This window comes from Acinetobacter sp. FL (assembly GCF_040744925.1).
GTDB lineage: Bacteria > Pseudomonadota > Gammaproteobacteria > Pseudomonadales > Moraxellaceae > Acinetobacter > Acinetobacter radioresistens.
The window spans coordinates 1,433,456-1,458,364 of sequence record NZ_CP160437.1; the positions used below are offsets into that span (position 1 = coordinate 1,433,456).

Sequence of the window (24,909 nt, forward strand, 5' to 3'; positions counted from 1 at the left end):
TTCTAAGGATAAAAAATGTTTGAGCTCTCTTCACGTGCACAAGATTTTGTTCAACGTACCCGTAAATTTATAGAAACAGAAATTGAACCTGTAGAAAAAGTGTTCTGGGAAGAAGTACATCAACTTAATCCCGATGGAAACTGGAAGAGCTGGCAATGGCCTGAACAGTTGACGGTATTAAAAGAAAAAGCTAAGGCTGCTGGCCTGTGGAATATGTTTTTACCAGATGCTGAGCTTGGTGCAGGGCTTTCTGTACAGGAGTATGCTCATATAGCTGAACTGACCGGCCGTAGTCTGCTGGCGCCTACTGTATTTAACTGTAATGCGCCAGATAGTGGCAACATGGAGCTACTCTGGCGTTATGGTAGTGAAGAGCAAAAGCAGCAGTGGCTCAGTCCATTGCTGGCAGGCGAAATCCGGTCAGTATTTTGTATGACTGAACCTGCTGTGGCTTCTAGTGATGCTACCAATATGCAGGCAACAGCAGTCATTGAAGGTGATAAGATTGTACTTAATGGCCGTAAATGGTGGTCATCAGGTTTAGGGGATCCAAATGCTAAAGTTATTATTTTTATGGCCCATACGCCAGATGAGAGTAAAGACCGGCATCACCAGCATTCTATGGTTTTAGTACCCATTGATACAGCAGGCGTGACTATTGAGCGTATGTTACCTGTTTTTGGTGATTATGATGCTCCGCATGGACATGGTGAAATCAGCTTTAATAATGTACGAGTACCATTCAGTCATTTTATTGGCGGGGCAGGTCAAGGGTTTGAAATTGCCCAAGGACGTTTGGGACCAGGCCGTATACATCATTGCATGCGATGTATTGGAGCTGCGGAAAAATCATTAGATTTAATGATTGAGCGTGGTATGTCAAGAACTGCATTTGGTAAGGAAATTCTAAAACTGGGAGGCAATCTGGAGCGGGTTGCAGAAGCACGTGTAGCCATTGATCAGGCCCGACTTTTAACCTTGTATGCTGCCTACAAAATGGATACTTTAGGAAATATGGCAGCTTTAACAGAGATTTCTGCAATTAAAGTGGTGGCGCCTAGCGTACTTGAGAAAGTTGTAGATATGGCTATCCAAATTCACGGTGGTGCCGGTATGTCACGTGATACGGTATTAACTGGTTTCTTTGCACAGGCGCGCAGTCTGCGTCTGGCAGATGGCCCTGATGAAGTACATAAGGGTATGATTGCCAAACTAGAACTGGCAAAACGTGGTTATAGTACCCGAAGAAAAGCTTAAAAATTCCAGGAATAGAATAAATGACGGTAATTGATGTTGGTGGACAGATCAAAAAAGGTGAAGAACTAGATATTGAAGCTGTAGAACAATGGCTAAAACAGCAGGGTATTGATCTACAGGGTAAGGTTGAAGTAACTCAGTATTCGGGAGGGGCTTCAAATTGGACTTACCGTTTGAAGTATGAAAATCTGGATCTGATACTACGTCGTCCACCTAAAGGGACTAAAGCCAAATCTGCACATGATATGGTTCGTGAATATACAGTACAGAAAAATCTGGCACCTTATTATCCGGTAGTACCAGAAATGGTTGCTCTTTGTGAGGATGAGTCTGTCATCGGTTGCGACTTTTACGTGATGAAGCGTATAGAGGGTATTATTCCACGTGCTAAACTGCCGCCAGAGCTTCAGTTGGGTGAACCACAAGTACATGAGCTATGTATTAATGTCATTGATAAGCTCATTGAATTACATCAAGTACCTTATCAGGGAACTGAGCTGGAAAAACTTGGTAAAGGCGAAGGCTATTGCCGGCGTCAGGTAGAAGGTTGGGACAAACGCTATGAAAAGGCCAGAACCATCAATGTACCTTCTTTTAAGTATGTCCGAAAATGGCTGCTGGATAACATACCGGAAGATTCAGAGACCTGCTTAATTCATAACGACTGGCGTTTTGACAATGTAGTGTTAAGTCCGCAGCAGCCCACACAAGTTATTGGTGTTCTGGACTGGGAAATGGCCACCTTGGGTGATCCATTAATGGATCTGGGCAGCGCCTTGGCTTACTGGGTAGAACCAACTGATAATATGATTTTCCGTTCTACCCGACGTCAACCAACTCATTTACCTGGTATGTTTAGCCGCAAACAAGTGGTTGAATATTATCTGGACAAAACTGGCCTGAAACCTGATAACTGGACCTTTTATGAGGTATTCGGTATTTTTCGTTTAGCGGTCATTGCCCAACAGATTTATTATCGTTATTTTCATAGGCAAACCCGAAATCCAGCCTTTAAAAATTTCTGGATCGTAATTCAGGCCTTGCATGTACGTGCATTGAAACTGATTGCTCAGCAGAAAATTCATGAAAACCCGCTGGCCCAGAAATATGTACATAAGTTGCAGGAGATCCTGAAAAAATGACTACAATATATCTGGTTAGACATGGTCAGGCTTCTTTTGGCGCCACTAGTTATGACCAGCTATCTCCTAATGGAGAATTGCAGGCTAAACTTCTAGGTCAGTACTTCAATAAGATTCTAAAAGATGAACCTTATGTAGTAGCAGGAAGCATGCGGCGTCATCAGCAGACCGCTCAACTGGCACTTGCAGAATACTTTCCTGAAGTTCCGGTCCAGACATTGAGCGAATGGAATGAGTTTAACCATCAGCAGGTTTTCTCTCGCTACGAACCCCGTTTTAATGAGCCTGCACTGCTCAAGCAGGATGTTGCCAAAGAAAGCAATCCACGCGCTTATCTGGCTAAAATCTTCGAAGGTGCTATTCAGCGTTGGACAGGAGGTGATTATCATCATGAATATGATGAATCATGGCCTCACTTCAAGCAACGTGTAGAAACAGCACTCATAAATCTGTGTAATGAGCTAGAAAAATCTAAACCACGTTATGCAATTGTTTTCACTTCAGGAGGGGTTATATCGGTAGCAGTCGGCAAACTTCTGGAGCTTAATCCTGACCGGACTTTTGCGCTTAACTGGGCAATTGCTAATACCAGTCTAACTACTATGCGTCTGGTAGGTAATGAGCCACAATTGCTCAGCCTAAATGAACATCATTTTATCAAGGCTACTCACCCTGAATTACTTACATGGATATAAAAGGAATAAACCATGGCTAAAACAATCTTAATTACTGGCGCCAGTTCTGGGCTGGGCGCGGGTATGGCACGCGAATTTGCACAAAAAGGCTATAATCTCGCAATTTGTGCGCGACGGATGGAGCGCTTGGAGCAGCTGAAGCAGGAGCTGGAGGGTCAATACGGTATTAGCGTTATTGCAAAAACTCTGGATGTAACACATTACAATGAAGTTTTTGAAGTGTTTAAGGCGTTTAAGCAAGAGTTCGGGAAAATTGATCGAATTATTGTAAATGCAGGAGTGGGTGAAGGTCGCCGTATTGGTAAGGGAAATTTTGAAGTTAACCGTGCTACAGCAGAAACTAACTTTATTTCTGCTTTAGCCCAGTGTGAAGCAGCTGTGGAAATTTTCCGTGCACAAAATGCCGGTCATCTTGTCGTAATCTCATCCATGAGTGCCATGCGTGGCTTGCCAAAGCACCTGTCTACCTACGCCGCCAGTAAAGCGGCTGTAGCGCATCTGGCAGAAGGAATCCGTGCTGAACTTTTAAATACTCCCATCAAGGTTTCAACAATTTTCCCTGGTTATATTCGAACCGAACTGAATGAAGGGGCTAAAAAACTTCCATTTGAAGTGGATGAGAAAACCGGTAGCAAGGCACTCGTGGAAGCCATTGAAAGAGAGCCCGTTAAAGCTTATGTACCAAAATGGCCATGGTTACCCATGGGTATTGCAATGAAGATATTGCCTTTAAAACTGGTGAATAAACTTAGCTAGTACCAAGACTCTCCGGAGTCTTTTTTGAACAGAATTGAAAAGAAATATAGATACTGTTTACCGAAATTAACAGCCTGAACAAAGTACGCATGGAACTATATCTGAAACTAAAGTAATTTTTATAAAGATTAGATTTTGAAGACCAAAAAATCAAAGTGCACACGTGATTCAGGAAATTAGTCAGTATGCTTGAGAACCAGATTGAAACTCATCCTTTTACACCTTTTTTACCAGAAAATGCAAAGCTGTTGATGTTAGGAAGTTTTCCACCATCGCGTGAGCGCTGGAAAATGGAGTTTTACTATCCGAACTTTCAAAATGATATGTGGCGAATCTTCGGTCTTATTTTTTTTGAAAATAAAAACTATTTTCTTGATATTGATAAAAAAAGTTTTAATGAAACTTTAATTTGCGAGTTTCTGGTAGATAAAGGTATAGCCATTTATGATGTTGCGGAAAAAGTAATTCGTCTAAAGGGCAATGCTTCAGATAAATTCTTGCAAATCGTGACTACAGTCAAGCTTGAAGAGCTACTTATGCCGATTCCTGAATGTCATACTCTAATGACCACAGGAGATAAAGCAACAGAAACACTAATTTCCCTTTTACCTGAAGGAACTGAAAAACCCACTATTACCATGCCGAGTCATACCCATTTTATGGGCAGAGACCTGAATCTATACCGTATGCCATCTTCATCACGCGCATATCCATTAGCACTTGAAAAAAAAGCAGAATTATATGGGAACTTTTTTCAGGAAATTGGCCTGATTTAATGAATCTGATCATTTCAAAAGGATCCATATTAAAAAAGCGGCCTATATAGACCGCCTTTTTGTTAGACTTTTATAGTCAGCTTATACCAGTGTCATCAGGCTGGCATTACCACCTGCAGCAGCAGTATTAATACTGATTGCACGTTCAATGACTAAACGCTCAACCGGAATCTGTAACTGTTGCGGCTCTAAGTGAGTAATTCCAACAATTGCACCTTCGCGCTGTGCGATCTGTTTCTGCAGATTCATGAGTTGGTTCTGACTACCATGATGTAACACGGCATCAAAATCACCAGTTTGAATATTTTCAATGATGTGGAATTGCTGACGTATAACTTCAGGTAACCTGGCTGCATGTTTTTGATAGAAGTCATTACCTTTAAGTAAAACTGGTTGACTACCTACCGAGAAAATTGCAATAAGTTGAGCAATCTGTTCCTGCTCACTCTCTGCCAGACTTAAAGTTCTTTTACGTGGTAACACAGCATACTGGTTTGATTCCCCGGTTGGTCCCTGCAATTCAAATACTTTCCCTGCAAAGAAGCTGTGCTCTTGGCCCAAAGTATATTGTGGCAGATTTTGTTTTACCCAAGCCAGAAAATCGACATATAACGGATTAGCACTTGTATGGTTCACTGTCTGTACTGCAAACGGCTGTTCCAGTTTTTTAGGCTGGCAATCTTGCATCAAGCGGTATAAATAGAGCGGACCGCCCGCTTTTGGCCCTGTACCAGATAAACCTTCTCCGCCAAAAGGCTGTACACCTACCACGGCACCTACAATATTACGGTTAATGTAAAGGTTGCCTACTTCTGCATGTTGAATAACCGTTTGAACTGTTTCATCAATGCGTGTATGTAAACCCATAGTCAAGCCATAGCCTTTAGCATGAATGGCATCAAGTAACTGTGCAAGCTGGCCCTGTTTGTAGGTAATTACATGCAATACCGGTCCAAAGACTTCACGTTTGAGTTCATTAAGGTTTGGTAACTCAATAAGTGTTGGAAGAATAAAAGTCCCATCTTTGAACTGGTTTTGCTCCGGATTATGCGCAAACTGGTATACCGGGTAACCTTGTTTCTGCATTTTCTGGATGTGATTTTCTATATTGGTTTTTGCTTCCTGATCAATTACCGGTCCGATATCTGTATTCAGATAAACCGGATTGCCAACCCGTAACTGCTGCATGCCACCTTTTAGCATATGTAAAAGCGGTTTTGCATTATCTTCCTGCACACATAAAATACGTAGTGCGGAACAGCGTTGGCCGGCACTGTCAAAGGCTGAGCTCAAAACATCGAGCACCACTTGTTCAGTTAGGGCAGAGGAGTCCACAATCATCGCATTCTGACCGCCTGTTTCAGCAATGAATACCACTGGCTGACCATGACGGGTTACACGACCTGATACAGTTTTTTGCAGAATCTTGGCAACTTCAGTTGAGCCGGTGAACATGATGCCCTGGATACGTGCATCCTGGCTAAGTAATGCCCCTACAGTTTCACCACGGCCTGGCATAAGCTGCAGCACGCTATGAGGAACACCAGCTTCCCATAGCAGTTCAACGGCAAGAGCAGCAATGAGAGGAGTTTGCTCTGCCGGTTTTGCAACTACACAATTACCGGCCACCAGTGCCGCAGCGATTTGTCCACTGAAAATTGCCAGCGGGAAGTTCCATGGACTGATACATAAAACGGTACCCAGCGGTGTGACTACACTCTGAGCCGTAATTGATTCCATTTGAGTAGCATAATAACGCAGGAAATCTACCGCTTCACGAACTTCAGCAAGGCCATTTGCATAGGTTTTACCGCTTTCACGAGAAAGAAGAACCAGTAACTCCTGAATACGTTCTTCCATCAGGTCAGCTGCTTTTTTCAGCATACCTGCTCGCTGGACCGGTGTGGTATTTGCCCAGTCTGATTCAGCTTTTTGTGCCAGAGTCAGCGCCAGTTCTACATCTTGAGCTTCCGCTTCATGTACATAACCCACAATATCCTGATGAGAAGATGGATTTAATACCGTGACCAGACTACGTTCCAGGCTGGAATCAATTTCCTGTCCCAGCATAGGCTGGCTAGACCAGGTTTGATCATGAAAACGGGTTGCTGCATCATTTAGAGCTTTCAATACATGGTCATTTGCCAGATCCAGACCTTTAGAGTTGTGACGCAGATTGCCATACAAATCTTGAGGGAAAGGAATAGAAGGATGTTTCTGTCCCAGTTTTCCGGTAAAGGCTGCAGTCTCTCTAATTTCCTGAACAGGATTGCGGATCAGGCTTTCGATGCTCAGATTCTTGTCAGCAATACGGTTTACAAATGAAGTGTTGGCGCCATTTTCGAGCAGGCGACGTACCAGATAGGCTAAAAGAGTTTCATGGCTGCCGACAGGCGCATAAATACGGCATGGAATGCCCAGTTTTTTGTCCTGACGTGAACCTACTACCTGCTCATATAACGGCTCACCCATACCATGCAGACACTGGAATTCATACTGACCCGGATAATATTGTTCCGGTTTAGCCAGTTGGTAAATCGTTGCCAGTGTTTGCGCATTGTGTGTGGCAAACTGCGGATAAATCTGTTCAGGTGCAGCGAGAAGTTTCTTCGCACATGCAATATAAGACAGGTCAGTATGGACTTTTTGAGTAAATACCGGATAGTCCGACATACCTTCAATCTGGGCTTTTTTAATCTCACTATCCCAGTAAGCACCTTTAACCAGACGGATCATCAAACGTTTTTCAGAGCGTTTTGCCAGATCAACCAGATAATCGACCAGATTGAAGCAGCGTTTCTGGTAAGCCTGAATCACAAAGCCAATACCTTTCCACTGGGCCAGAGATGGCTCGAAACATAGACGTTCTAATAGTTCCAGAGACAGTTCCAGACGTTCAGTTTCTTCAGCATCGATATTCAGGCCAATATTATAGCCTTTGGCCAGCTCGGCTAATTTGAGAATCTTAGGATAAAGCTCTTCATGTACTCGGGTAACCTGAGCACGTTGATAACGCGGATGCAGGGCAGAAAGCTTGATTGAGATACCCGGGCCATCATATACATCTTTGTCTTTAGAAGCCTGACCGATTGCATGAATGGCCTGGCTGTAATCATCATAATAGCGTTCAGCATCTTCAGCTGTGAGGGCAGCCTCGCCCAGCATGTCATAAGAATAGCGGAAACCTTTATCTTCAAGTGATTTCGCATTATTCAGTGCTTCACCAATAGTTTCACCCGTTACAAACTGCTCGCCCATCATACGCATGGCAACATCAACAGCTTTACGAATAATGCCACGCCCGCTACGTGCCAGAATACCTGTCAGGATGCTTGACAGGCTGGTACGGGTTGGTGTTTCCATCAGTTTACCGGTCAGCATTAGCCCCCAAGCTGCCGCATTTACAAACATCAGGTTGCTTTGGCCCAAATGTTCTTTCCAGTTGCCCTGATTAATCTTGTCACGGATGAGCAGATCCCGGGTAGCTGTATCTGGAATACGAAGAAGAGCTTCAGCCAGACACATCAGTGCAATACCTTCTTGCGAAGATAAAGAAAATTCCTGTAAAAGTCCCTGTACAATTCCAGCCTTACCCGAACCTGATTTACGGTCACGTAAACTGTGTGCCAGATTAAAAGCGAGTTCATGAATTTTCTGGTCCAGCTCTGCAGAAAGCTCAGCTGCCTGTAATAGCTCTTCTACCGCTTCAGGCTCCGCACGGCGCCAGGCGGTATTAATCTGTTCTTCAAAATTGCTTTTTTCCTTGAAAGCAGTGATGTAGCCGAAGTGTGGCTGGGCATTTTCCCGAGCGCTGTATGTATCCATTACATTCATGTCAGTATCCGATGACAATATTAAAAACTGTGATGATCAGTCACTTTAGATAATTTTATAATTACAAAATAAATAGCGAATAACTCACTAAAAATAGTTCATAATTTAGTGAATTATTCATGGAAGACAGGAAATTATGCTGGATCGTACAGATTTCAAAATACTTGAACTATTACAGTGTGATGGACGTATTGCCAACAGTAAACTGGCTGAGTTAGTTAACCTCTCTCCCACAGCTGTAATTTCACGGGTACAAAAGCTTACCAAGGAAGGATATATACTTGGTTATGAAGCTAAACTTAACCCAAACAAGCTGGATGCCGGCTTTGTTGTTTTTGTCGAGGTAATGCTGGACAAGACAACCCCAAATGCTCTTGAAGAGTTTGAAGAGGCAATTCTGGACTATCCGGAAATTTCTGAATGCCATTTAATGAGTGGAGGATTCGACTTTCTGCTTAAGGTGCGCAGTGCCAATATGGAAGAATTTCGTAAAATGGCAGGACAGGTGCTCTGGCAACTGCCAGGCGTAAAGGAAACACGCAGTTATCCAGTGATGGAAGAGCTCAAAACCACAACCCGATTAAAGCTTAAAAGTAAAACAGCAGTTAAAAATAAAGGGGCTTAAAAGCCCCTTTGTTTTAGATATGGATATCCGGTTTATTTCTGCTCATGATACAGACGGTCAGCTTCTTCAAAACGATCAGTTACCTCGCGACTTGGCACTTTACCCATCAGGCTGACCAGCATGATCACTGCCCATGCCAAAATGAAACCAGGAATAATTTCATAGATACCAGTTTCAGCAAACAGGTTTTTCCATAAAATTACTATCACTGCACCTGTGATCATTCCGGCTAAAGCACCATTTAGGGTCATGCGCTTCCAGAACAGGGACAGAATAATGAGTGGACCAAATGCAGCACCAAAACCTGCCCATGCATAAGAAACTAAACCTAAAACCTTACTCTCTGGATTACCTGCAAGAATAATCGCCAACACTGCAATTGCCAGAACCATAAGGCGGCCTACCCAAACCAGTTCCTTCTGGGAAGCATTTTTGCGTAGGAAAGTCTTATAAAAGTCTTCAGTTAAAGTACTTGAACATACCAGTAACTGGCAGCTTAATGTACTCATCACAGCTGCTAAAATCGCAGCAAGAATAATACCTGCTACCCAAGGATTAAAAAGGATCTTGGTTAATTCCATAAATACAGTTTCTGGATTCTGAGTCACTGCACCTGCAAGTTCAGGATGCTGTGCAAAGTAGGGAATACCAAAGAAACCTGCTCCAACTGCACCACCTAAACATAGAATCATCCAGGTCATGCCGATACGACGTGCAGCTGGAATTGACTTGACTGAATCTGCTGCCATAAAACGTACAAGGATATGCGGCTGGCCAAAATAACCCAGACCCCAAGCCATGAGAGATAAAATAGCCACTATGCTCAAATTGGAGAACATGTCGAATGCAGCAGGGCGAGCAGTTTCCAGCAGTGTCATAACTTGAGTAGTGTCGCCAATACTTAAAAATGTAATTACGGGTGTTAGTAGTAAAGCAAAAATCATCAGGCCAGCCTGGAATGTATCAGTCCAGCTAATAGCCAGAAATCCGCCAATACATACATAACTGATAGTTGCAATAGCACTGATCCATAGAGCAGTCTGGTAAGACATTCCGAAAATACTTTCAAATAGACGTGCGCCTGCAACCATACCTGAAGCACAGTAGATCGCGAAGAAAATCAGAATAATCATTGCTGATGTAATCCGCAGGATTTTCTTGTGGTCTGCAAAACGGCTAGTGAAATAATCTGGAAGAGTTAAAGCGTTATGCTGGACTTCGGTATGTACCCGCAGACGGCCTGCAACCAGTAGCCAGTTTAGCCAAGCACCAATAATTAGGCCGATGGCAATCCATGCCTCAGAAAGTCCAGACAGGTAGATTGCACCTGGAAGACCCATGAGCAGCCAGCCACTCATATCTGAAGCACCGGCTGAAAGAGCGGTGACGAAGCTGCCGAGGCTTCGACCACCGAGAATATAATCTGAAAAATCGCTTGTGGCTTTATAGGCATACAAACCTATACCTACCATAGCGATGATATAAAATATAAATGTGATGAGGGTAGGGTTAAACTGTTCCATGCCTGCCTGTCCTTATGCTGTATATGTGCATTCCAGCAAATAGCGCATTATATCTGATTCACCTGGAAAGGCTGTGATTCAAGCACAAAAGTGATTTTTTGTACTGTTACATTTGTAATACAATTTTACATGCAAAATGTTACTTTGTGTAACTTTAGTTACAATAAATTTATTGCAATGATTCATAAAGATTAATTTTTAAACTTATAACTATATTTTTGCATTAACGTAAAATAGTGAAAAAATTTAACTTTTATATAGTGCTTCAAATAGGAAAGTTCAAATTTCTGCCAAAATTTACATAAAGTTACGTTAGTTGCAGAACTTGATAAAAATTAGTAAAAACTTTCCAAATGTTTCATATTGTAAGTAGTGAAAATTATAACAAGTCCTATTATACTTCTATTGCACTATAATTGTGCATAATTTAAGAGTTAACGGAATGAATATTGGACAAAACAACAGGTTTCGCACCGAAAAGGACTTATTAGGCACCAAAGAGGTGCTTTCTTCAAGTTACTATGGCATTCATACTTTAAGAGCCTTAGAAAACTTTCAGATCTCTCAGCAGAAAATAGGTGAACAGCATCATTTCATCCGTGCTTTGGCTCAGGTAAAAAAAGCTTCAGCACAAGCTAACCAGTTTTTTGGAAAACTTACCGAACAGCAGAGTCAGGCCATTCAGGCAGCATGTCAAAAACTAATTGATACTCCAGAGAATTGGGAAAAACATTTCCCGCTAGATGTCTATCAGGGCGGCGCTGGTACTTCTATTAATATGAATACCAATGAGGTAATTGCCAATCTGGTGCTAGAAATGACCGGTCATGACAAGGGCTCATACTATATTATTCATCCCAATGACCATGTGAATAAATCACAGTCAACGAATGATGTCTATCCGACTGCTTTAAGAGTTGCGACTTACTATGCTTTAGACCAACTGTTTATGCAGGTCGAAAAATTAATTACTTCACTTGAATATAAGGCAACTGAATTTCGTTTTGTCTTAAAGATGGGGCGTACCCAACTGCAAGATGCAGTACCTATGACCTTAGGACAGGAATTTCGTGCTTTTGCTACTCTGCTCAAAGAAGATGTACGTTTAATTCAAAAGATGCGCCAGCTATTATTGGAAATTAACCTGGGTGCAACAGCGATTGGTACCGGTGTAAATACGCCACAGGGTTATGCGGCTAAAGTGGTAGAATGCTTAAAGGAAATTACTGGTCTGCCGCTTTCGGGAGCAGAAGACTATGTAGAAGCAACCAGTGACTGTGGTGTATTTATTATTCTGTCGAGCAGCTTAAAACGTCTAGCGTGCAAACTATCAAAAATTTGTAATGACCTGCGTTTATTAAGTTCGGGACCACGTACCGGGCTAGCTGAAATCAGTTTACCTGAAATGCAGGCAGGTTCATCTATTATGCCGGCTAAAGTAAATCCTGTGATTCCTGAAGTAGTTAACCAGATTGCTTTTAAGGTTATAGGTAATGATTTAACCATTACCTTTGCTGCTGAAGCAGGCCAGTTACAGCTTAATGTCATGGAGCCTGTCATCGCGCAAGCCTTAAATGAATCAATCGGGCTACTCACCCAAGGCATAAAAACACTGGATGAAAAATGTATACAGGGCATTCATGCCAATGAAAAGACCTGCTACGAAGCAGTAATGCGCAGTGTTGGAATAATTACCTTGCTTGAACCGATTCTTGGTCATGGTGCGTGTGATGAAATCGGTAAGCAGTGTATTGCTGAGAATCGTACAATTCAGGACGTAGTTTTAGAGAAAAAACTGCTGACCGAAAAACAGCTGGAAGAAATTTTCTCATTTGAAAATCTGGTGAGTGAAGTATTGTCCGGAAGTGTTTCACAAACATTAGACCAGGTAAGCTAAATAATTTAGGTAAAAGTAATATTTTTAAAATTCAAAAGGATAGCCCATGCAGCTATCCTTTTATATTAATCAGGTTAATCCTGATATTCTATATAGTCCCATAGATTTAACCGGCTTTTAATTTCACGGCGAATATGAGGGAGCTTTATCAGTAAAGTCCCCTCAATCCATAATGCCAAAGCCTGGCTGGTTAATGGTTCTCCAGAAAGTTCTACAAGCTGGGCGCCTTTAACTGTCACTATAACGTGTTCATTGCGATAGTCTTCAATACCTTTAAAAAGTATTTGCAGCTCATAACCTGTATCGACAATTACCCACTCTAGCTCAATCTGGATATTTTCACTGGATTTTAAAATAGCCTGACCTTCAAGAATATTACTGTCGGAAGCCAGGCAGTCATATTCCACACGGATTTTGCTCAGGAACCATTCCTGTCCACCTAAGTCATCCAGAGTTTTCTTGGGCGTCAAAATATCATTTAAATTAAATTGCCGGCTTAAATCAAAAAATTGCATTACGGGGAGATGTGAACTGTAAAAGTGGCCATCTTAAAAGATCAGGTCGTCAGGCACAACTTTTACAGTATATAAATGCAAACTTTGAAAATCAGACTTACATCATCCATTCAATAGGCAGTCTTGAGACTGTATCCATCATAAAGCGCTGGAAACGGCTAGTCCCGGGTTCATTCTGATGTTCTATCACTTTGCCGTCCTTTTTCTGTTCTAACCAGACAATGTTACCTTTTTGATCTAATTTGAGCTTATAAGCAATCTGGGGAAGGTGCTTGTCGAGATTTAATGTAATCTGTTTTTGTAAAGCTTCAGATTCAATCACCAAGCCTACTTCTGTATTCAGATTAACTGAACGTGGATCAAAATTGAATGAGCCAATAAAAACCTTGCCGTCTACATCAAAAAATTTAGCATGCAAACTGGAACTGTTCTTGCCCTTAGACGGTATTACGTTACCGGTAGCGACTTCATACCAGGTACGACGCTTTCGCTCCTGATAAGGCTTAAATTCATAAAGCTGTACACCATGTTCAAGCAGACTTTTACGGTACTTTCCGTAAAAGGCATGGACCAAAGCAACATCATTGGCTGGCAGAGAATTGGTTAGAATTCTGACATTAATTCCATTTTTAGAAATATTAGAAAGGTACTTCTGGCCGATTTCTGTAGGTACAAAATAAGCTGAAACCAGTTCAAGATGGTTTTTAGGCTCACCCAATATAGAAATCATCTGGTTATAAATCAGTTCATTGCCAGTTGCTAGTCCTTTAATTTTTTTGGGAGAGTCTGCTACAAAATATGCCTTGGCCCAATTGATCGGGCGTTCCTGCAAATATTGGTTAATTAGTTCCTGAGCCTGAGAAATCCGTTCTTCCGTCGGGTTGCGAGAATTTTCAATCAGGTCATATTCTTTACGTAATGCAATTAACTGGTCAACCGTACCGAAACCGAGCAGCTGTTGTGATGAGTAGCTCAATTCATGCAGCCAAAATTCTGCAAATACTTGGTTAGCCTGCCCAACAGCTTTACCAGAAAACAGAATGTCCATGTCGGTAAACTGGAATTCCTGACTCGCATCAAAGTATTCGCGGCTAATATTCCGTCCACCTGTTACGGCCATGACTCCATCAGCAATAATAAGTTTATTATGCATACGCTGATTGACATATTTCATGCGAAAAAAATAGTCCAATACCCGCAAATGCCGGTATTTGTAAGGATTAAATATTTTAATTTCAAAATTTGGATGCAGACTGAGTACTTTTAAGGTCGGGTCGAGCTGTGTACCATTCTGATCATCAATTAAAAGCTTTATTTTTACACCACGATCAGCTGCTCTTAGGAGTTCAGCAAACATCAGGTGTCCAATAAAATCATTATTCCAGATATAATACTGTAATTCTAAAGTATTTTTTGCATTACGAATCAGGTGGATACGTGATGCAATACTACTAAATGCATCTTCCATGGCCAAATAGGCAGTGAGTCCCTGTCGGATTTTTTCGTCTTTAGCATCATCATTAATCCAGGGGCGAGAAGGCGTATGTTTATGCTCCGTATATTCCGAGATATTGGGAGGGAGCTCACAGCCAGTTAAACCCGTCAATGTCATACCAATAATTATACCTTTCAGATGATTATCTAATTGCATTTTAATTATGTGTCACGTATCTCTTTCACATTTAAGATAACATCATGCCTGAGTAAATACTTGAATGTTTTAGCGTATTAGAGTTACTGTTAGGTATTAATTTTTCAGTCAGCCTTACAGATTACAGGATGAAAATGTAATGAAATCACGTGCAGCAGTCGCATTTGGGCCAGGTCAGCCCCTGGAAATTGTTGAAATAGATGTTGCTCCGCCAAAAGCTGGTGAAGTACTGGTTAAAATTACACACACTGGTGTATGCCATACTGATGCTTTTACTTTATCAGGTGAAGATCCGGAAGGCGTTTTTCCGGCGGTTCTAGGACATGAAGGTGGCGGTATTGTGGTTGAAGTCGGAGAAGGTGTTACTTCGGTGAAGCCCGGTGATCATGTTATTCCGCTCTATACTGCAGAATGTGGCAAGTGCAAATTCTGTACTTCAGGCAAAACTAACCTGTGCCAGGCAGTTCGTGCAACTCAAGGTAAAGGCTTAATGCCGGATGGTACGACCCGCTTTTCTTATAATGGTGAGCCTATTTATCATTATATGGGTACGTCTACATTCAGTGAATACACTGTAGTAGCAGAAATCTCTCTTGCTAAAATTGATCCGGAAGCCCCACTTGAAAAAATGTGCCTGCTCGGATGTGGTGTAACGACAGGAATCGGTGCAGTACATAATACGGCAAAAGTTGAAGAAGGTGCGACTGTCGCGATTTTCGGTTTAGGTGCAATTGGACTGGCAGCTATTCAGGGTGCAGTGCAAGCCAAAGCTGGCCGTATTATTGCAATTGATATTAATCCGGACAAGTTTGCATTGGCTCAGGAAATGGGCGCGACTGATGTTGTCAATCCGAAAGACTATAGCAAGCCTATCCAGGAAGTCATTGTTGAGATGACTGATGGAGGAGTTGACTATAGCTTTGAATGTATTGGTAACGTAGACATCATGCGTGCTGCACTGGAATGCTGCCATAAAGGCTGGGGCGAGTCAGTCATTATTGGTGTTGCCGGCGCCGGTCAGGAAATACGCACCCGTCCATTCCAGCTGGTAACAGGCCGGGTATGGCGTGGTTCGGCTTTTGGTGGCGTCAAGGGTCGTACCCAGCTACCAGGTATGGTACAGCAGGCAATGCGTGGTGAAATTAAAATTGATCCATTCATCACGCATAATTTACCTTTGAGTAAAATTAATGAAGCTTTTGATTTACTGCATGAGGGTAAATCTATCCGTACAGTGATTCATTTTTAGTTCTAGGCAAATCTAAACTTTATAATTTAAAAAATAAAAAACCGGGAACTTTCCCGGTTTTTTATTTATTTGAAATTAAACAGTGGCTAAACTCTTTTTCAAAACAGCAGCCATTGCTTCAGCCACATAATAAATATTTTTCTGGTTTAGACCTGCAACACACATACGTCCGCTTCGAACCAGATAAATACCGTATTTTTCCTTAAGCAGATCGACTTGTTCAGCAGTCAACCCGGTATAACTAAACATACCGTTCTGGTTTACCAGGTAGCTAAAGTCTTGATCTGGTAATGCACGACTTAATTCATCTTTTAGAATCTGACGCATTTTCTGGATACGGGTACGCATACCTTCAACTTCAGTCAGCCAAAGGGAGTGCAGTTCTTCATCATTGAGCACATTTTCAACCAGTAATGCACCCGTTGTAGGGGGGCTAGAGTAAATACGGCGAACAGTAGCTTTTAGCTGGCCCAGAACGCGCTGAGCTGTTTCTTGGTCGTCACAGACAAAGGAAAGTCCGCCAACACGTTCACCATATAGCGAGAAAATCTTGGAAAATGAATTGCTGACAATAAAGTTCATTCCTGCCTGATCCAGTGCACGGATCAGATAAGCATCTTCTTGCATGCCGTGGCCAAAGCCCTGATAAGCGATGTCCAAAAACGGAATCAGGTTTCCTGTTTTCAATACTTCAATCACCTGATCCCACTGTGCAGGAACAAGATCGGCGCCAGTCGGATTATGACAGCATGGATGCAATAATACGATACTTTGTTCTGGCAGTTGCTTTAAGGTATCTAGCATACCCGCAAAGTCCACACCATGGGTTTCAGCCTCAAAATATGGATAGTAATGTGTATTGATACCTGCACCATTGAAGATAGCTACATGATTATCCCAAGTTGGATTACTTACCCAGATTTCAGACTCAGGAAAGTATTTCTTAAGGAAATCTGCACCTACTTTAAGAGCACCTGATCCGCCTAATGTTTGAATTGTAGCAACACGTCCCTGAGCTCGAGCCGGACTGTTTTCAGTAAACAGCAAGTTTTGAATGGCTTCACGGTAAGGTTTGAAGCCTTCCATTGGCAGGTACAGTTTGGTCGTATCGTTCAGCTTGGCAATATGCTTGTACGCTGTTTTAACGGCTTCGAGCTGTGGCACAATACTGTCTTCATTATAATAAAGTCCAATACTCAGGTTTACCTTGTCTGTACGGGCATCCGTATTGAACTCTTCCATTAGAGACAGAATCGGATCACCCGGATAAGGATTTACATGCTCAAACATTCAATTACTTCCTTAAGTCGTACAGCCTTCTAACTGTACTCTGTTAAAAACTGCTCCAGTCCATCATCCATGTTCTGGAGGGGATTTACTGGCTCAGGTGTCAGTTTCCAGAACCATATTATGACGTTGAAGTGCCTTGCGCTTTTTAATCTGATAGGCGATCAGCAGGCACAACAGCCATCCTGGGATCATCATAACTGCAATACGCATATCTGGCGTCATTATCATAATGCCTAAAATACCAATCATAAAGACTATACAAAGATAGTTTGTGAATGGATAAGCCAAACTTGGAAATTGCGTGGTTTTGTTTTCACGTATCATCTGTTTGCGGAATTTTAAGTGAGTGATAAAAATGACCATCCAGTTAATAACGATCGCAGCAACAACCAGCATCATCAGCAGACTAAACGCTTTCTCTGGAAACATGTAATTGAGCAGTACACAGAGCAGGGTAACAAAAGCAGAGATTAGTACGGCCGGCACCGGAATACCATTTTTGTTAATTTTACTCAAAAACTCAGGTGCATTACCCTGTTTAGCGAGACCGAGCAGCATGCGACTGGTACAGTAACTGGTACTGTTATAAACAGAAACTGCTGCTGTCAGTACTACAAAATTCAGTACAGTCGCAACTCCCTGACTGTTAAGAGAATCAAAAATCAGCACAAACGGACTGCCGCCTTCGGCCATTTTGTTCCATGGAAATAGCGATAAAATTACTACGAGAGTACCGATATAAAAAATCAGGATACGGTAGACAATCTGGTTAATAGCTTTAGGCAAGGTTTTCCCGGGTTCGTGCGTTTCTGCTGCAGCAATACCGACAAGTTCAATACCACCAAAAGCAAACATGATTACAGCCATAGCCATAACCAGACCACTGATGCCATTTGGAAAAAACCCACCTAGTGCCCAAAGATTGCTGATGGTCGATTGTGGTCCTGCGCTACCGGTAGTGAGCAGATAGCTACCGAAGCCGATCATACAAATGATCGCCACCACCTTGATAATAGCGAGCCAGAATTCCATTTCACCAAAAAATTTGACATGAAGCAGGTTAATACCGTTGATCAGAATAAAAAAGCCTAAGGCGGTCATCCAGGTTGGAATTTCAGGCCACCAGTAGTGGATATAAAGACCAATTGCACTGAGTTCTGCCATACACACCAGTACGTTCAGTACCCAGTAATTCCACCCAGACATAAATCCTGCGAATTTTCCCCAGTACTTGTAAGCAAAATGACTAAATGAACCGCTTACCGGTTCTTCTACAATCATTTCACCTAACTGGCGCATCATCAGGAAAGCAATCAGTCCTGCTATTGCATAGCCCAGAATAACTGAGGGGCCGGCCATTTTAATTGTTTGAGAAATTCCCAGAAATAGACCGGTGCCGATTGCTCCTCCAAGAGCAATCAGCTGAATATGACGATTCTTTAAACCTGCGTTTAAATCACCTTGTTGAGGATTATCCATATGATCCTTTCTTCCTTGTGTTTTTCGTATTCGTAATAATTTTATACTTAATTACGTATAACATAATTTAAACCTTGAGAACATAGCCGATTTTTTAAATTTTTGACTGAAAAGTCTAGTTATATTGTTGGGTTAGCCATTATATAAAAATAAGTTATTGTTTTAATAAATAAAAATTATTCATAAATTTTATTCTAATTGCCGTTGAGCCTGTATCTTTATATGGCATGAGAAAAGTTACTCAACGCTAAATTTTTTCTTTTGGCCCAGTCTGTAATGAGCTAAAACATTCAGCTTTAAAGAAGAAAACTATATTTTTCAGTTTTTTCCAGCTTTGTCGGGCTTGGTGATTGCTAAAAAATAATGAACTCTCTATGATCAGGCAGGCTGAAACTTGCTAAAGTCTCAGCATGAAAAACCGGAATAGACGAGCGAAGACGGATATTTAAAAAGGATGAAAAGGGTTAAAACATGAGTGAAGAAAAGGTCTCTGGTGGTGTTCAGTCTCTAGAAATAGGGCTACACGTATTCAATTCACTGGTAGAACATAATAACCCCATCATGCTGAAAGACCTTTCACACAAACTCGGCATGCATCCTGCTAAAGTCCACCGTTATCTGGCCAGTCTGATACGCATGAATTATGCCAGACAGCTTGAAGATGGCCAGTATGGCCTTGGTGAACAAGCATGGCGTCTAGGTTTACGTTGTATCCAGCATACGGACACCTTGCAACTGGTTCAAAGCCAGATTTATGAAATGCAGGGCAAAATCGGTTCAAGTATTCAGATTAGTAAATGGTCGCCGCGGGGCCCTCTGGTTGTCCAGTCAATTGAATCGTTGCATCCGGTATCGATCGTGACGCGTGTAGGCTCAATCATGCCATTAGTCAACTCTGCTGCGGGCCGGATCTATGCGTCTTACTTGCCTGAACATCTGGTGCGGCCACTTATGGAAGAAGAGTGGAAAAAACATACCTCATCAAATAAAACACTTTCCCCTAAAAATTGGGAAGAGTTCTTAATATTAAAGAATCAGATACAGGCACAAAAAATGTCGGTGGCACAAGGTGATCTTCTGACCGGGATCAACGCAGTTGGTTTACCTATTTTTAATACTTACAATGCTATCGAGTTTTGTATTGTGGTAATTGATAGTGAAGATATGCTGCCCATTCAAGCGAACCATGAAAAAATTATATTTTTAAAGCAGATGGCCGAATCAATTAACCAGTACATCCGTGAAAGATAACTAACTGGTTAAAAACAAGAAGGCGCTATTAGAGCGCCTTTTTATTTTATAAAAATATCAAAAAATGCAGGGGAAAACTCCTGCATTCTCTAAATATAGGGATTATAAATTAATCAGTTACACTGAGTACACCACGTTTAATCTGATCGCGTTCAATTGATTCAAACAGGGCTTTGAAGTTGCCTTCACCAAAACCGTCGTCATCTTTACGCTGAATAAATTCAAAGAAGACTGGTCCGATCATATTCTCAGAAAAGATCTGAAGTAGAAGGCGTTTTTCGCCGTCTTTAGTATTACCATCCAGTAAAATGCCGCGTTTTTTCAGCTCTTCTGTTGGTTCACCATGATTTGGTAAACGCTCAGGCAGCATTTCATAATAGGTTTCTGGTGGCGCCGTCATGAACTTGGCTCCTAAGTCATGTAGCTTATCCCAAGTCGAAACCAGATCATCTGTGATGAATGCAATATGCTGGATACCTTCACCATTAAAGTCAGCCAGGAATTCGGCAATCTGGCCATTTCCTTTATCACTGTCTTCATTTAATGGAATACGAATCATGCCATCTGGAGCAGTCAGGGCTTTTGATGTCAAGCCGGTGTATTCGCCTTTAATATCGAAATAGCGGATTTCCTGGAAGTTGAAAATCTTTTCATAGAAATTAGCCCAGTATTCCATACGGCCTTTATAAACATTATGGGTCAAATGATCAATTTCATTTAGACCAGTTCCAACCGGATTTGCATCTACACCTTCCAGGAACTCAAAGTCACTTTGATAAATATCCCGATCAATCAGGAAAATTGGCATACCACCAATCCCTTTAATCGCCGGGATATTCAGTTCCATTGGACCTACCTTGTTTAGCATTGGTTCAGCGCCCAGCTCAAGCGCCTTTTTATAAGCCTTTGCAGCATCTTTAGTTTTAAAACCCATAGCACAGGCAGAAGGGCCATGCTCATTAAAGAAATAAGATGCGTATGATTCTGGCTGATAGTTTAAAATAATATTGATATTGCCTTGGCGCCATAAATAAACATTCTTAGACTTGTGGCGGGCTACTTTAGTAAAGCCAATCGTTTGAAATACCTGATCTAGTTCACCATCCTTCGATACGAATTCAATGAAAGCAAATCCGCAGAGTTCTAAAGGATTTTCTAAAACGTTCATACAACTTCCTCTTGTTGTGTTCAAAAGCCTGTTCAGCTTTTGCCTTCTACCTGAAATTATTTTTAATTCTGAACATGAATCCGGATTGGAAATATAGAAATACTCAAATATGTTTTTCTACTCTTAAGCATCCGAGCCTGTTACAGAGTTAAAATTTTTAGTGAAATTTTCAGAATGTCCCATAATTAATTCTATTGCTTATTTCCATGCCCTAGATAAATTACAGACTACATCCCATTTGGTTCAATGATACTCAAAACAAAAAGTTATGCAATACATAATTGAATTATGTAGTTTGTAATTTTGGCAATAATTATATAAGTTTATGTTGAGGCAAAACAGGCTAAAAATTTTTCCTTATAGAGTTTAACAATTGTTTTATCTAGGTTTTATTCATTAAATCTTAATCATAAATAGAAGTTTATTTAATAATAAATAATTTTTTTAGTTTAAGTTCTTGTCAAAGAAACAATGTACGCGTATTTTAGAAAATAGATATTTTCTCAAACATTGGTACAAGATGTTAAAGCAACCTGAACTTATGAACGCATATTATTATTTCTGGCAGTTTAAATGATTGCCTGAATGCGTTCGGGCAAATAAAGGTTGCCCATCAAAATTAAAACCTGATCGGCAAACCTGATCAGGTTTTTTTATGTCTTATAGATTGATAATTATGGAGCTTCCCTCATGTATACATTTAACTTTACTTATTTTGGCAATTTTTATTGGTTTTATTTTGGCCAGCACATGCAATCGCTTAGATCCCTTACGCTCAAATAAATCATCGGACTGAAATAAACAGTCCAGAGGAATAACCAATGAATGCTCTCAATACTGCTTTAAACCAATCGGCTACAATAGAAAAAACTTTAAGCCTGCCTCATCAATTAAAAGCACAATATTCTTTATCTCCTGCATTAGCCCGGCAAGTTGCTGAGCATCGTACAACTATACAAAATATTCTTTCAGGCGAAGACTCTCGTCTTATGGTAATTACAGGACCTTGTTCTATTCATGATCCGGTTGCTGCACTCGAATATGCCCAAAAATTAAAACAGCTCCAAACTAAAATTTCAGACCAGATTTTTCTGGTCATGCGTGCTTATATTGAGAAACCTCGTACTACGGTCGGCTGGAAAGGGTTTTTATATGATCCACATTTAAATGGTTCTTCAGATTTGCAGTCAGGCCTGGAGCAATCCAGAGCTTTATATCTGCAACTCATCAGTATGGGTTTGCCTATTGCAAGCGAAATTTTAAACCCGATGGCAACCCCCTATTTTGATGACCTGTTGGCCTGGGGAGCCATTGGCGCACGAACCAGCGAATCACAAATTCACCGAGAAATATCCAGCCATATGCCGTACAGCATCGGTTTTAAAAATGGTACCGATGGTTCAATTCAAATCGCACTAGATGCGATACAGTCAGCCAGAAACTCCCATCAGTTCATGGGTATGAGCCAAAATGGCTTACCTTGTATGTTAAACAGTCTGGGTAACAAGTTACCGCATTTGATATTACGTGGTGCAAATTCAGGCCCTAATTATGACCTTGCATCAATTGAACGGATACGTGCCCGTCACAAAGCTGTGCTTCCACCTCTAGTTATTGATTGCAGTCATGGCAACAGTTCTAAAAATCCTTTATTACAGACCTCAGTACTCCAGCAGATTATTGCTGAGCGTAGTGAAACTGATGTACGGGGAGTAATGCTGGAAAGCCATCTTGTAGATGGAAACCAAGCAATCTCCTGTAATATGATATATGGTCAGTCAGTCACAGACGGTTGCTTGGGATGGGATAAGACATCTGCCTTGTTGCTTTCTGTTGCAGAGCAGATGCGCTATGAATGTGTAGTATAAAATATAAATAAGAGCAGGGGCCCGTATACTTCAAGAATACGGGCTATATCTGTAAATTTAGGGTTGTAGGGGTTTCTGTCTGTCTACAACAAACTTATAAAATATCAAGCTTAAAGCGATAATAAAAGCACAAAGCAGGTACATCACAGTATAGCTGTACAATGCAACTACATAGCCCAGTAATACAGCCCCTAATGCTATCCCTGTATCATATAAAGTAAAGAAGGTTGAAGTCGTATGGCCAATACGATGTCTAGGCGAACGCTGGATTGCCAAAGTTTGTAAACAGGGCTGGAGTGAGCCGAAACCCATACCGATAAAGATTGCACTGATCATTAGACCGGTTAAAGTTTCAATCTGGCTAAGAAGTATCAAACCGATAATAAAAAGAATAATAGATGGATAAATAATGATATTTGGGCCTTTAATGTCATACAGTCGGCCAGTAAATGGACGAATACTCATCATAGCCACAGCAAATACTACAAAAAACAATCCAGCAGAGCTAAGTAAGCCTTTAGTTTTAGCAAAAGTTGAAATATAAGACATGATACTAGAGTAACCAAATGCCAGGAGCATAACCATCAGGGAAGCAGGTAAGGCACGTTTTTCAACAAAATCCTGTAAGCTGATTTTCTTTTTCTCAGTAACTTCAGGTAATTTTTTAATTTCGCGAATGGGGATAAGCAGGCAGAAAGCAAAGCCTAGACAAATAATGGTTGCTAAAATCAGCGCGACGGTAGTGTAGCCTAATGGTTGAATCAAGCTAAGCCCTAAAAGTGGACCCAGCACCAGCCCCAAGTTTATTGACATAATAAAATAGCCCATGCCTTCGCCTTTACGTTTTTCTGGAATGAAGTCATTGGCAATCGGTACACAAACCGTAGTAAGAATACTAAACCAGATACCATGCAGAAAACGGATAACCAGCAGAACACTAAGATTGTCTGCCAGAAGATAAGCGAATGAAAAAAGACAAAAAATCAGCTCAGAGACTAAAAAGGTCTTTTTCTTGCCAAATTTTTCAATGATTAAGCCACTAAATGGTCGCACTACAATAGAAGAGACCATAAATAGAGTCATGGCTAAACCAGCCTGAGCTACAGTACCATTCAGGTCACTTATAATATAAACGGGTAGTACTGCAGTTTGTGCGAAATAAAATATGAACAAAAACATGTTATTGAATAAGCAAAAAATAAAGAACTTATTCCATAACCGAGAGGAGTCTATGGATGCCATGATAAACCTATAATAACCGGGAGAGCATGACTTGAGACGTAGAGAAATTGATATTTTTTATAATAGGAAAAGAGGGAGATAAATAAAAAGTAAATACGTCATAAAGTCATATAACCTGTAAATTATAAGTGAAAGTATGTAAATTGTATAGAGACGATGAACTAAAGCAAGATTATGAGAAATAGCGATTAAGCTATATATGATATATAAATACAAAAACAGCTTCTTCTACAGTGTATGAGTGAATCTCAAGTTATGTAAAAGAAGCTGATGAAATTAATTTTTAAAGTCCAGCTTCATAAGCTGTATTAGAAAGTAATGTGTCTACATCTTGCATATTATCTGGACGAATTTTATAGATCCATCCCTTACCATACGGATCTTCATTGATAAAGTCTGGATCATCTTCAAGTGCAGAATTGATTTCTACAACTGTGCCTGAAACTGGTGCATGAATATCAGAAGCAGTTTTTACGGATTCGACCACACCAGCCTGTGCACCTGCTGTAATCTGACTGCCAACCTCTGGCATTTCTACATAGACCAGGTCACCTAAAGCATCTTGAGCGTGGTCGGAAATACCAGTGACCACAAGATCACCTACAATTTTTACCCATTCATGTGTACTTGCATACTTCAGTTCCGAAGGATGATTCATGCCGATTCCTCAAAAAGTTTTAAAGCATTTTTG

The 24,909-nt window shown here is 41.0% G+C and carries 19 protein-coding genes; 10 read left to right on the forward strand and 9 right to left on the reverse strand.

The window, feature by feature from the left end:
- The first annotated feature begins 15 nt into the window (after window positions 1-15).
- From ABZP31_RS06735 to ABZP31_RS06755, 5 genes are all read left to right on the forward strand, one after another.
- A complete protein-coding gene (locus ABZP31_RS06735; RefSeq protein ID WP_262475402.1) occupies window positions 16-1,257 on the forward strand; it encodes an acyl-CoA dehydrogenase family protein in 1,242 nt (413 codons plus the stop codon).
- Window positions 1,258-1,277: 20 nt separating this feature from the next.
- Window positions 1,278-2,399 carry a phosphotransferase family protein gene (locus ABZP31_RS06740; RefSeq protein ID WP_005405447.1) on the forward strand — a complete coding sequence of 374 codons (1,122 nt, stop codon included), beginning with the start codon at window positions 1,278-1,280 and terminating at the stop codon, window positions 2,397-2,399.
- The gene (locus ABZP31_RS06745; protein WP_005404108.1) at window positions 2,396-3,094 is read left to right on the forward strand and encodes a histidine phosphatase family protein; all 699 of its coding nucleotides are present in this window, start codon (window positions 2,396-2,398) and stop codon (window positions 3,092-3,094) included. Before ABZP31_RS06740 ends, ABZP31_RS06745 begins: the two co-directional genes overlap by 4 nt.
- A gap of 12 nt (window positions 3,095-3,106) precedes the next feature.
- Window positions 3,107-3,850: an SDR family oxidoreductase gene (locus tag ABZP31_RS06750; protein ID WP_005404107.1), complete on the forward strand. Its 744-nt coding sequence runs from the start codon at window positions 3,107-3,109 to the stop codon at window positions 3,848-3,850.
- A gap of 185 nt (window positions 3,851-4,035) precedes the next feature.
- On the forward strand, window positions 4,036-4,626 hold the full coding sequence (locus ABZP31_RS06755; protein ID WP_005404106.1) for a uracil-DNA glycosylase family protein: 591 nt from the start codon (window positions 4,036-4,038) through the stop codon (window positions 4,624-4,626).
- Between the two features lie 81 nt (window positions 4,627-4,707).
- On the opposite strand, the gene putA is transcribed toward ABZP31_RS06755, so the two are convergent.
- Window positions 4,708-8,460, reverse strand: coding sequence for a trifunctional transcriptional regulator/proline dehydrogenase/L-glutamate gamma-semialdehyde dehydrogenase (gene putA, locus ABZP31_RS06760; RefSeq protein WP_367156944.1), 3,753 nt, complete (start codon window positions 8,458-8,460; stop codon window positions 4,708-4,710).
- 136 nt (window positions 8,461-8,596) lie between these two features.
- Between putA and ABZP31_RS06765 the strand changes: the two genes are divergently transcribed.
- Window positions 8,597-9,085, forward strand: a complete 489-nt coding sequence (locus tag ABZP31_RS06765) for an Lrp/AsnC ligand binding domain-containing protein (RefSeq protein ID WP_005014418.1) — start codon at window positions 8,597-8,599, stop codon at window positions 9,083-9,085.
- A gap of 32 nt (window positions 9,086-9,117) precedes the next feature.
- Here ABZP31_RS06765 and putP read toward each other — a convergent pair whose 3' ends face one another.
- Window positions 9,118-10,608, reverse strand: a complete 1,491-nt coding sequence (gene putP / locus ABZP31_RS06770; protein WP_248134606.1) for a sodium/proline symporter PutP — start codon at window positions 10,606-10,608, stop codon at window positions 9,118-9,120.
- A gap of 442 nt (window positions 10,609-11,050) precedes the next feature.
- On the opposite strand from putP, the gene aspA reads away from it, so the two are divergent.
- Entirely contained in the window at window positions 11,051-12,505 is a 1,455-nt protein-coding gene (gene aspA / locus ABZP31_RS06775) for an aspartate ammonia-lyase (RefSeq protein ID WP_248134609.1), read from the forward strand.
- Window positions 12,506-12,579: 74 nt separating this feature from the next.
- Here aspA and ABZP31_RS06780 read toward each other — a convergent pair whose 3' ends face one another.
- Window positions 12,580-13,020 (reverse strand): hypothetical protein, encoded by a 441-nt coding sequence (locus tag ABZP31_RS06780; RefSeq protein ID WP_005025807.1) that lies wholly within the window; start codon window positions 13,018-13,020, stop codon window positions 12,580-12,582.
- Window positions 13,021-13,117: 97 nt separating this feature from the next.
- A complete protein-coding gene (locus ABZP31_RS06785) occupies window positions 13,118-14,671 on the reverse strand; it encodes a phospholipase D family protein (RefSeq protein ID WP_248088926.1) in 1,554 nt (517 codons plus the stop codon).
- A 139-nt stretch (window positions 14,672-14,810) separates the two neighbouring features.
- Between ABZP31_RS06785 and ABZP31_RS06790 the strand changes: the two genes are divergently transcribed.
- The gene (locus ABZP31_RS06790; protein WP_005014406.1) at window positions 14,811-15,920 is read left to right on the forward strand and encodes an S-(hydroxymethyl)glutathione dehydrogenase/class III alcohol dehydrogenase; all 1,110 of its coding nucleotides are present in this window, start codon (window positions 14,811-14,813) and stop codon (window positions 15,918-15,920) included.
- 75 nt (window positions 15,921-15,995) lie between these two features.
- Here ABZP31_RS06790 and ABZP31_RS06795 read toward each other — a convergent pair whose 3' ends face one another.
- Both ABZP31_RS06795 and ABZP31_RS06800 read right to left on the reverse strand, forming a co-directional pair.
- The gene (locus ABZP31_RS06795; RefSeq protein ID WP_248134613.1) at window positions 15,996-17,210 is read right to left on the reverse strand and encodes an amino acid aminotransferase; all 1,215 of its coding nucleotides are present in this window, start codon (window positions 17,208-17,210) and stop codon (window positions 15,996-15,998) included.
- Window positions 17,211-17,303: 93 nt separating this feature from the next.
- The gene (locus ABZP31_RS06800) at window positions 17,304-18,689 is read right to left on the reverse strand and encodes an amino acid permease (RefSeq protein ID WP_005014401.1); all 1,386 of its coding nucleotides are present in this window, start codon (window positions 18,687-18,689) and stop codon (window positions 17,304-17,306) included.
- 471 nt (window positions 18,690-19,160) lie between these two features.
- Here ABZP31_RS06800 and ABZP31_RS06805 point away from each other — a divergent pair, with 471 nt between their 5' ends.
- A complete protein-coding gene (locus tag ABZP31_RS06805) occupies window positions 19,161-19,940 on the forward strand; it encodes an IclR family transcriptional regulator (RefSeq protein ID WP_005014399.1) in 780 nt (259 codons plus the stop codon).
- A 109-nt stretch (window positions 19,941-20,049) separates the two neighbouring features.
- On the opposite strand, the gene hppD is transcribed toward ABZP31_RS06805, so the two are convergent.
- The gene (hppD, locus tag ABZP31_RS06810; protein ID WP_005014397.1) at window positions 20,050-21,108 is read right to left on the reverse strand and encodes a 4-hydroxyphenylpyruvate dioxygenase; all 1,059 of its coding nucleotides are present in this window, start codon (window positions 21,106-21,108) and stop codon (window positions 20,050-20,052) included.
- 821 nt (window positions 21,109-21,929) lie between these two features.
- On the opposite strand from hppD, the gene ABZP31_RS06815 reads away from it, so the two are divergent.
- Entirely contained in the window at window positions 21,930-22,976 is a 1,047-nt protein-coding gene (locus ABZP31_RS06815) for a 3-deoxy-7-phosphoheptulonate synthase (RefSeq protein WP_005404100.1), read from the forward strand.
- Between the two features lie 57 nt (window positions 22,977-23,033).
- On the opposite strand, the gene ABZP31_RS06820 is transcribed toward ABZP31_RS06815, so the two are convergent.
- Window positions 23,034-24,218, reverse strand: coding sequence for an MFS transporter (locus ABZP31_RS06820; protein WP_248134615.1), 1,185 nt, complete (start codon window positions 24,216-24,218; stop codon window positions 23,034-23,036).
- Window positions 24,219-24,501: 283 nt separating this feature from the next.
- The gene (gene gcvH / locus ABZP31_RS06825; RefSeq protein WP_005014391.1) at window positions 24,502-24,876 is read right to left on the reverse strand and encodes a glycine cleavage system protein GcvH; all 375 of its coding nucleotides are present in this window, start codon (window positions 24,874-24,876) and stop codon (window positions 24,502-24,504) included.
- Window positions 24,877-24,909: the final 33 nt, after the last annotated feature.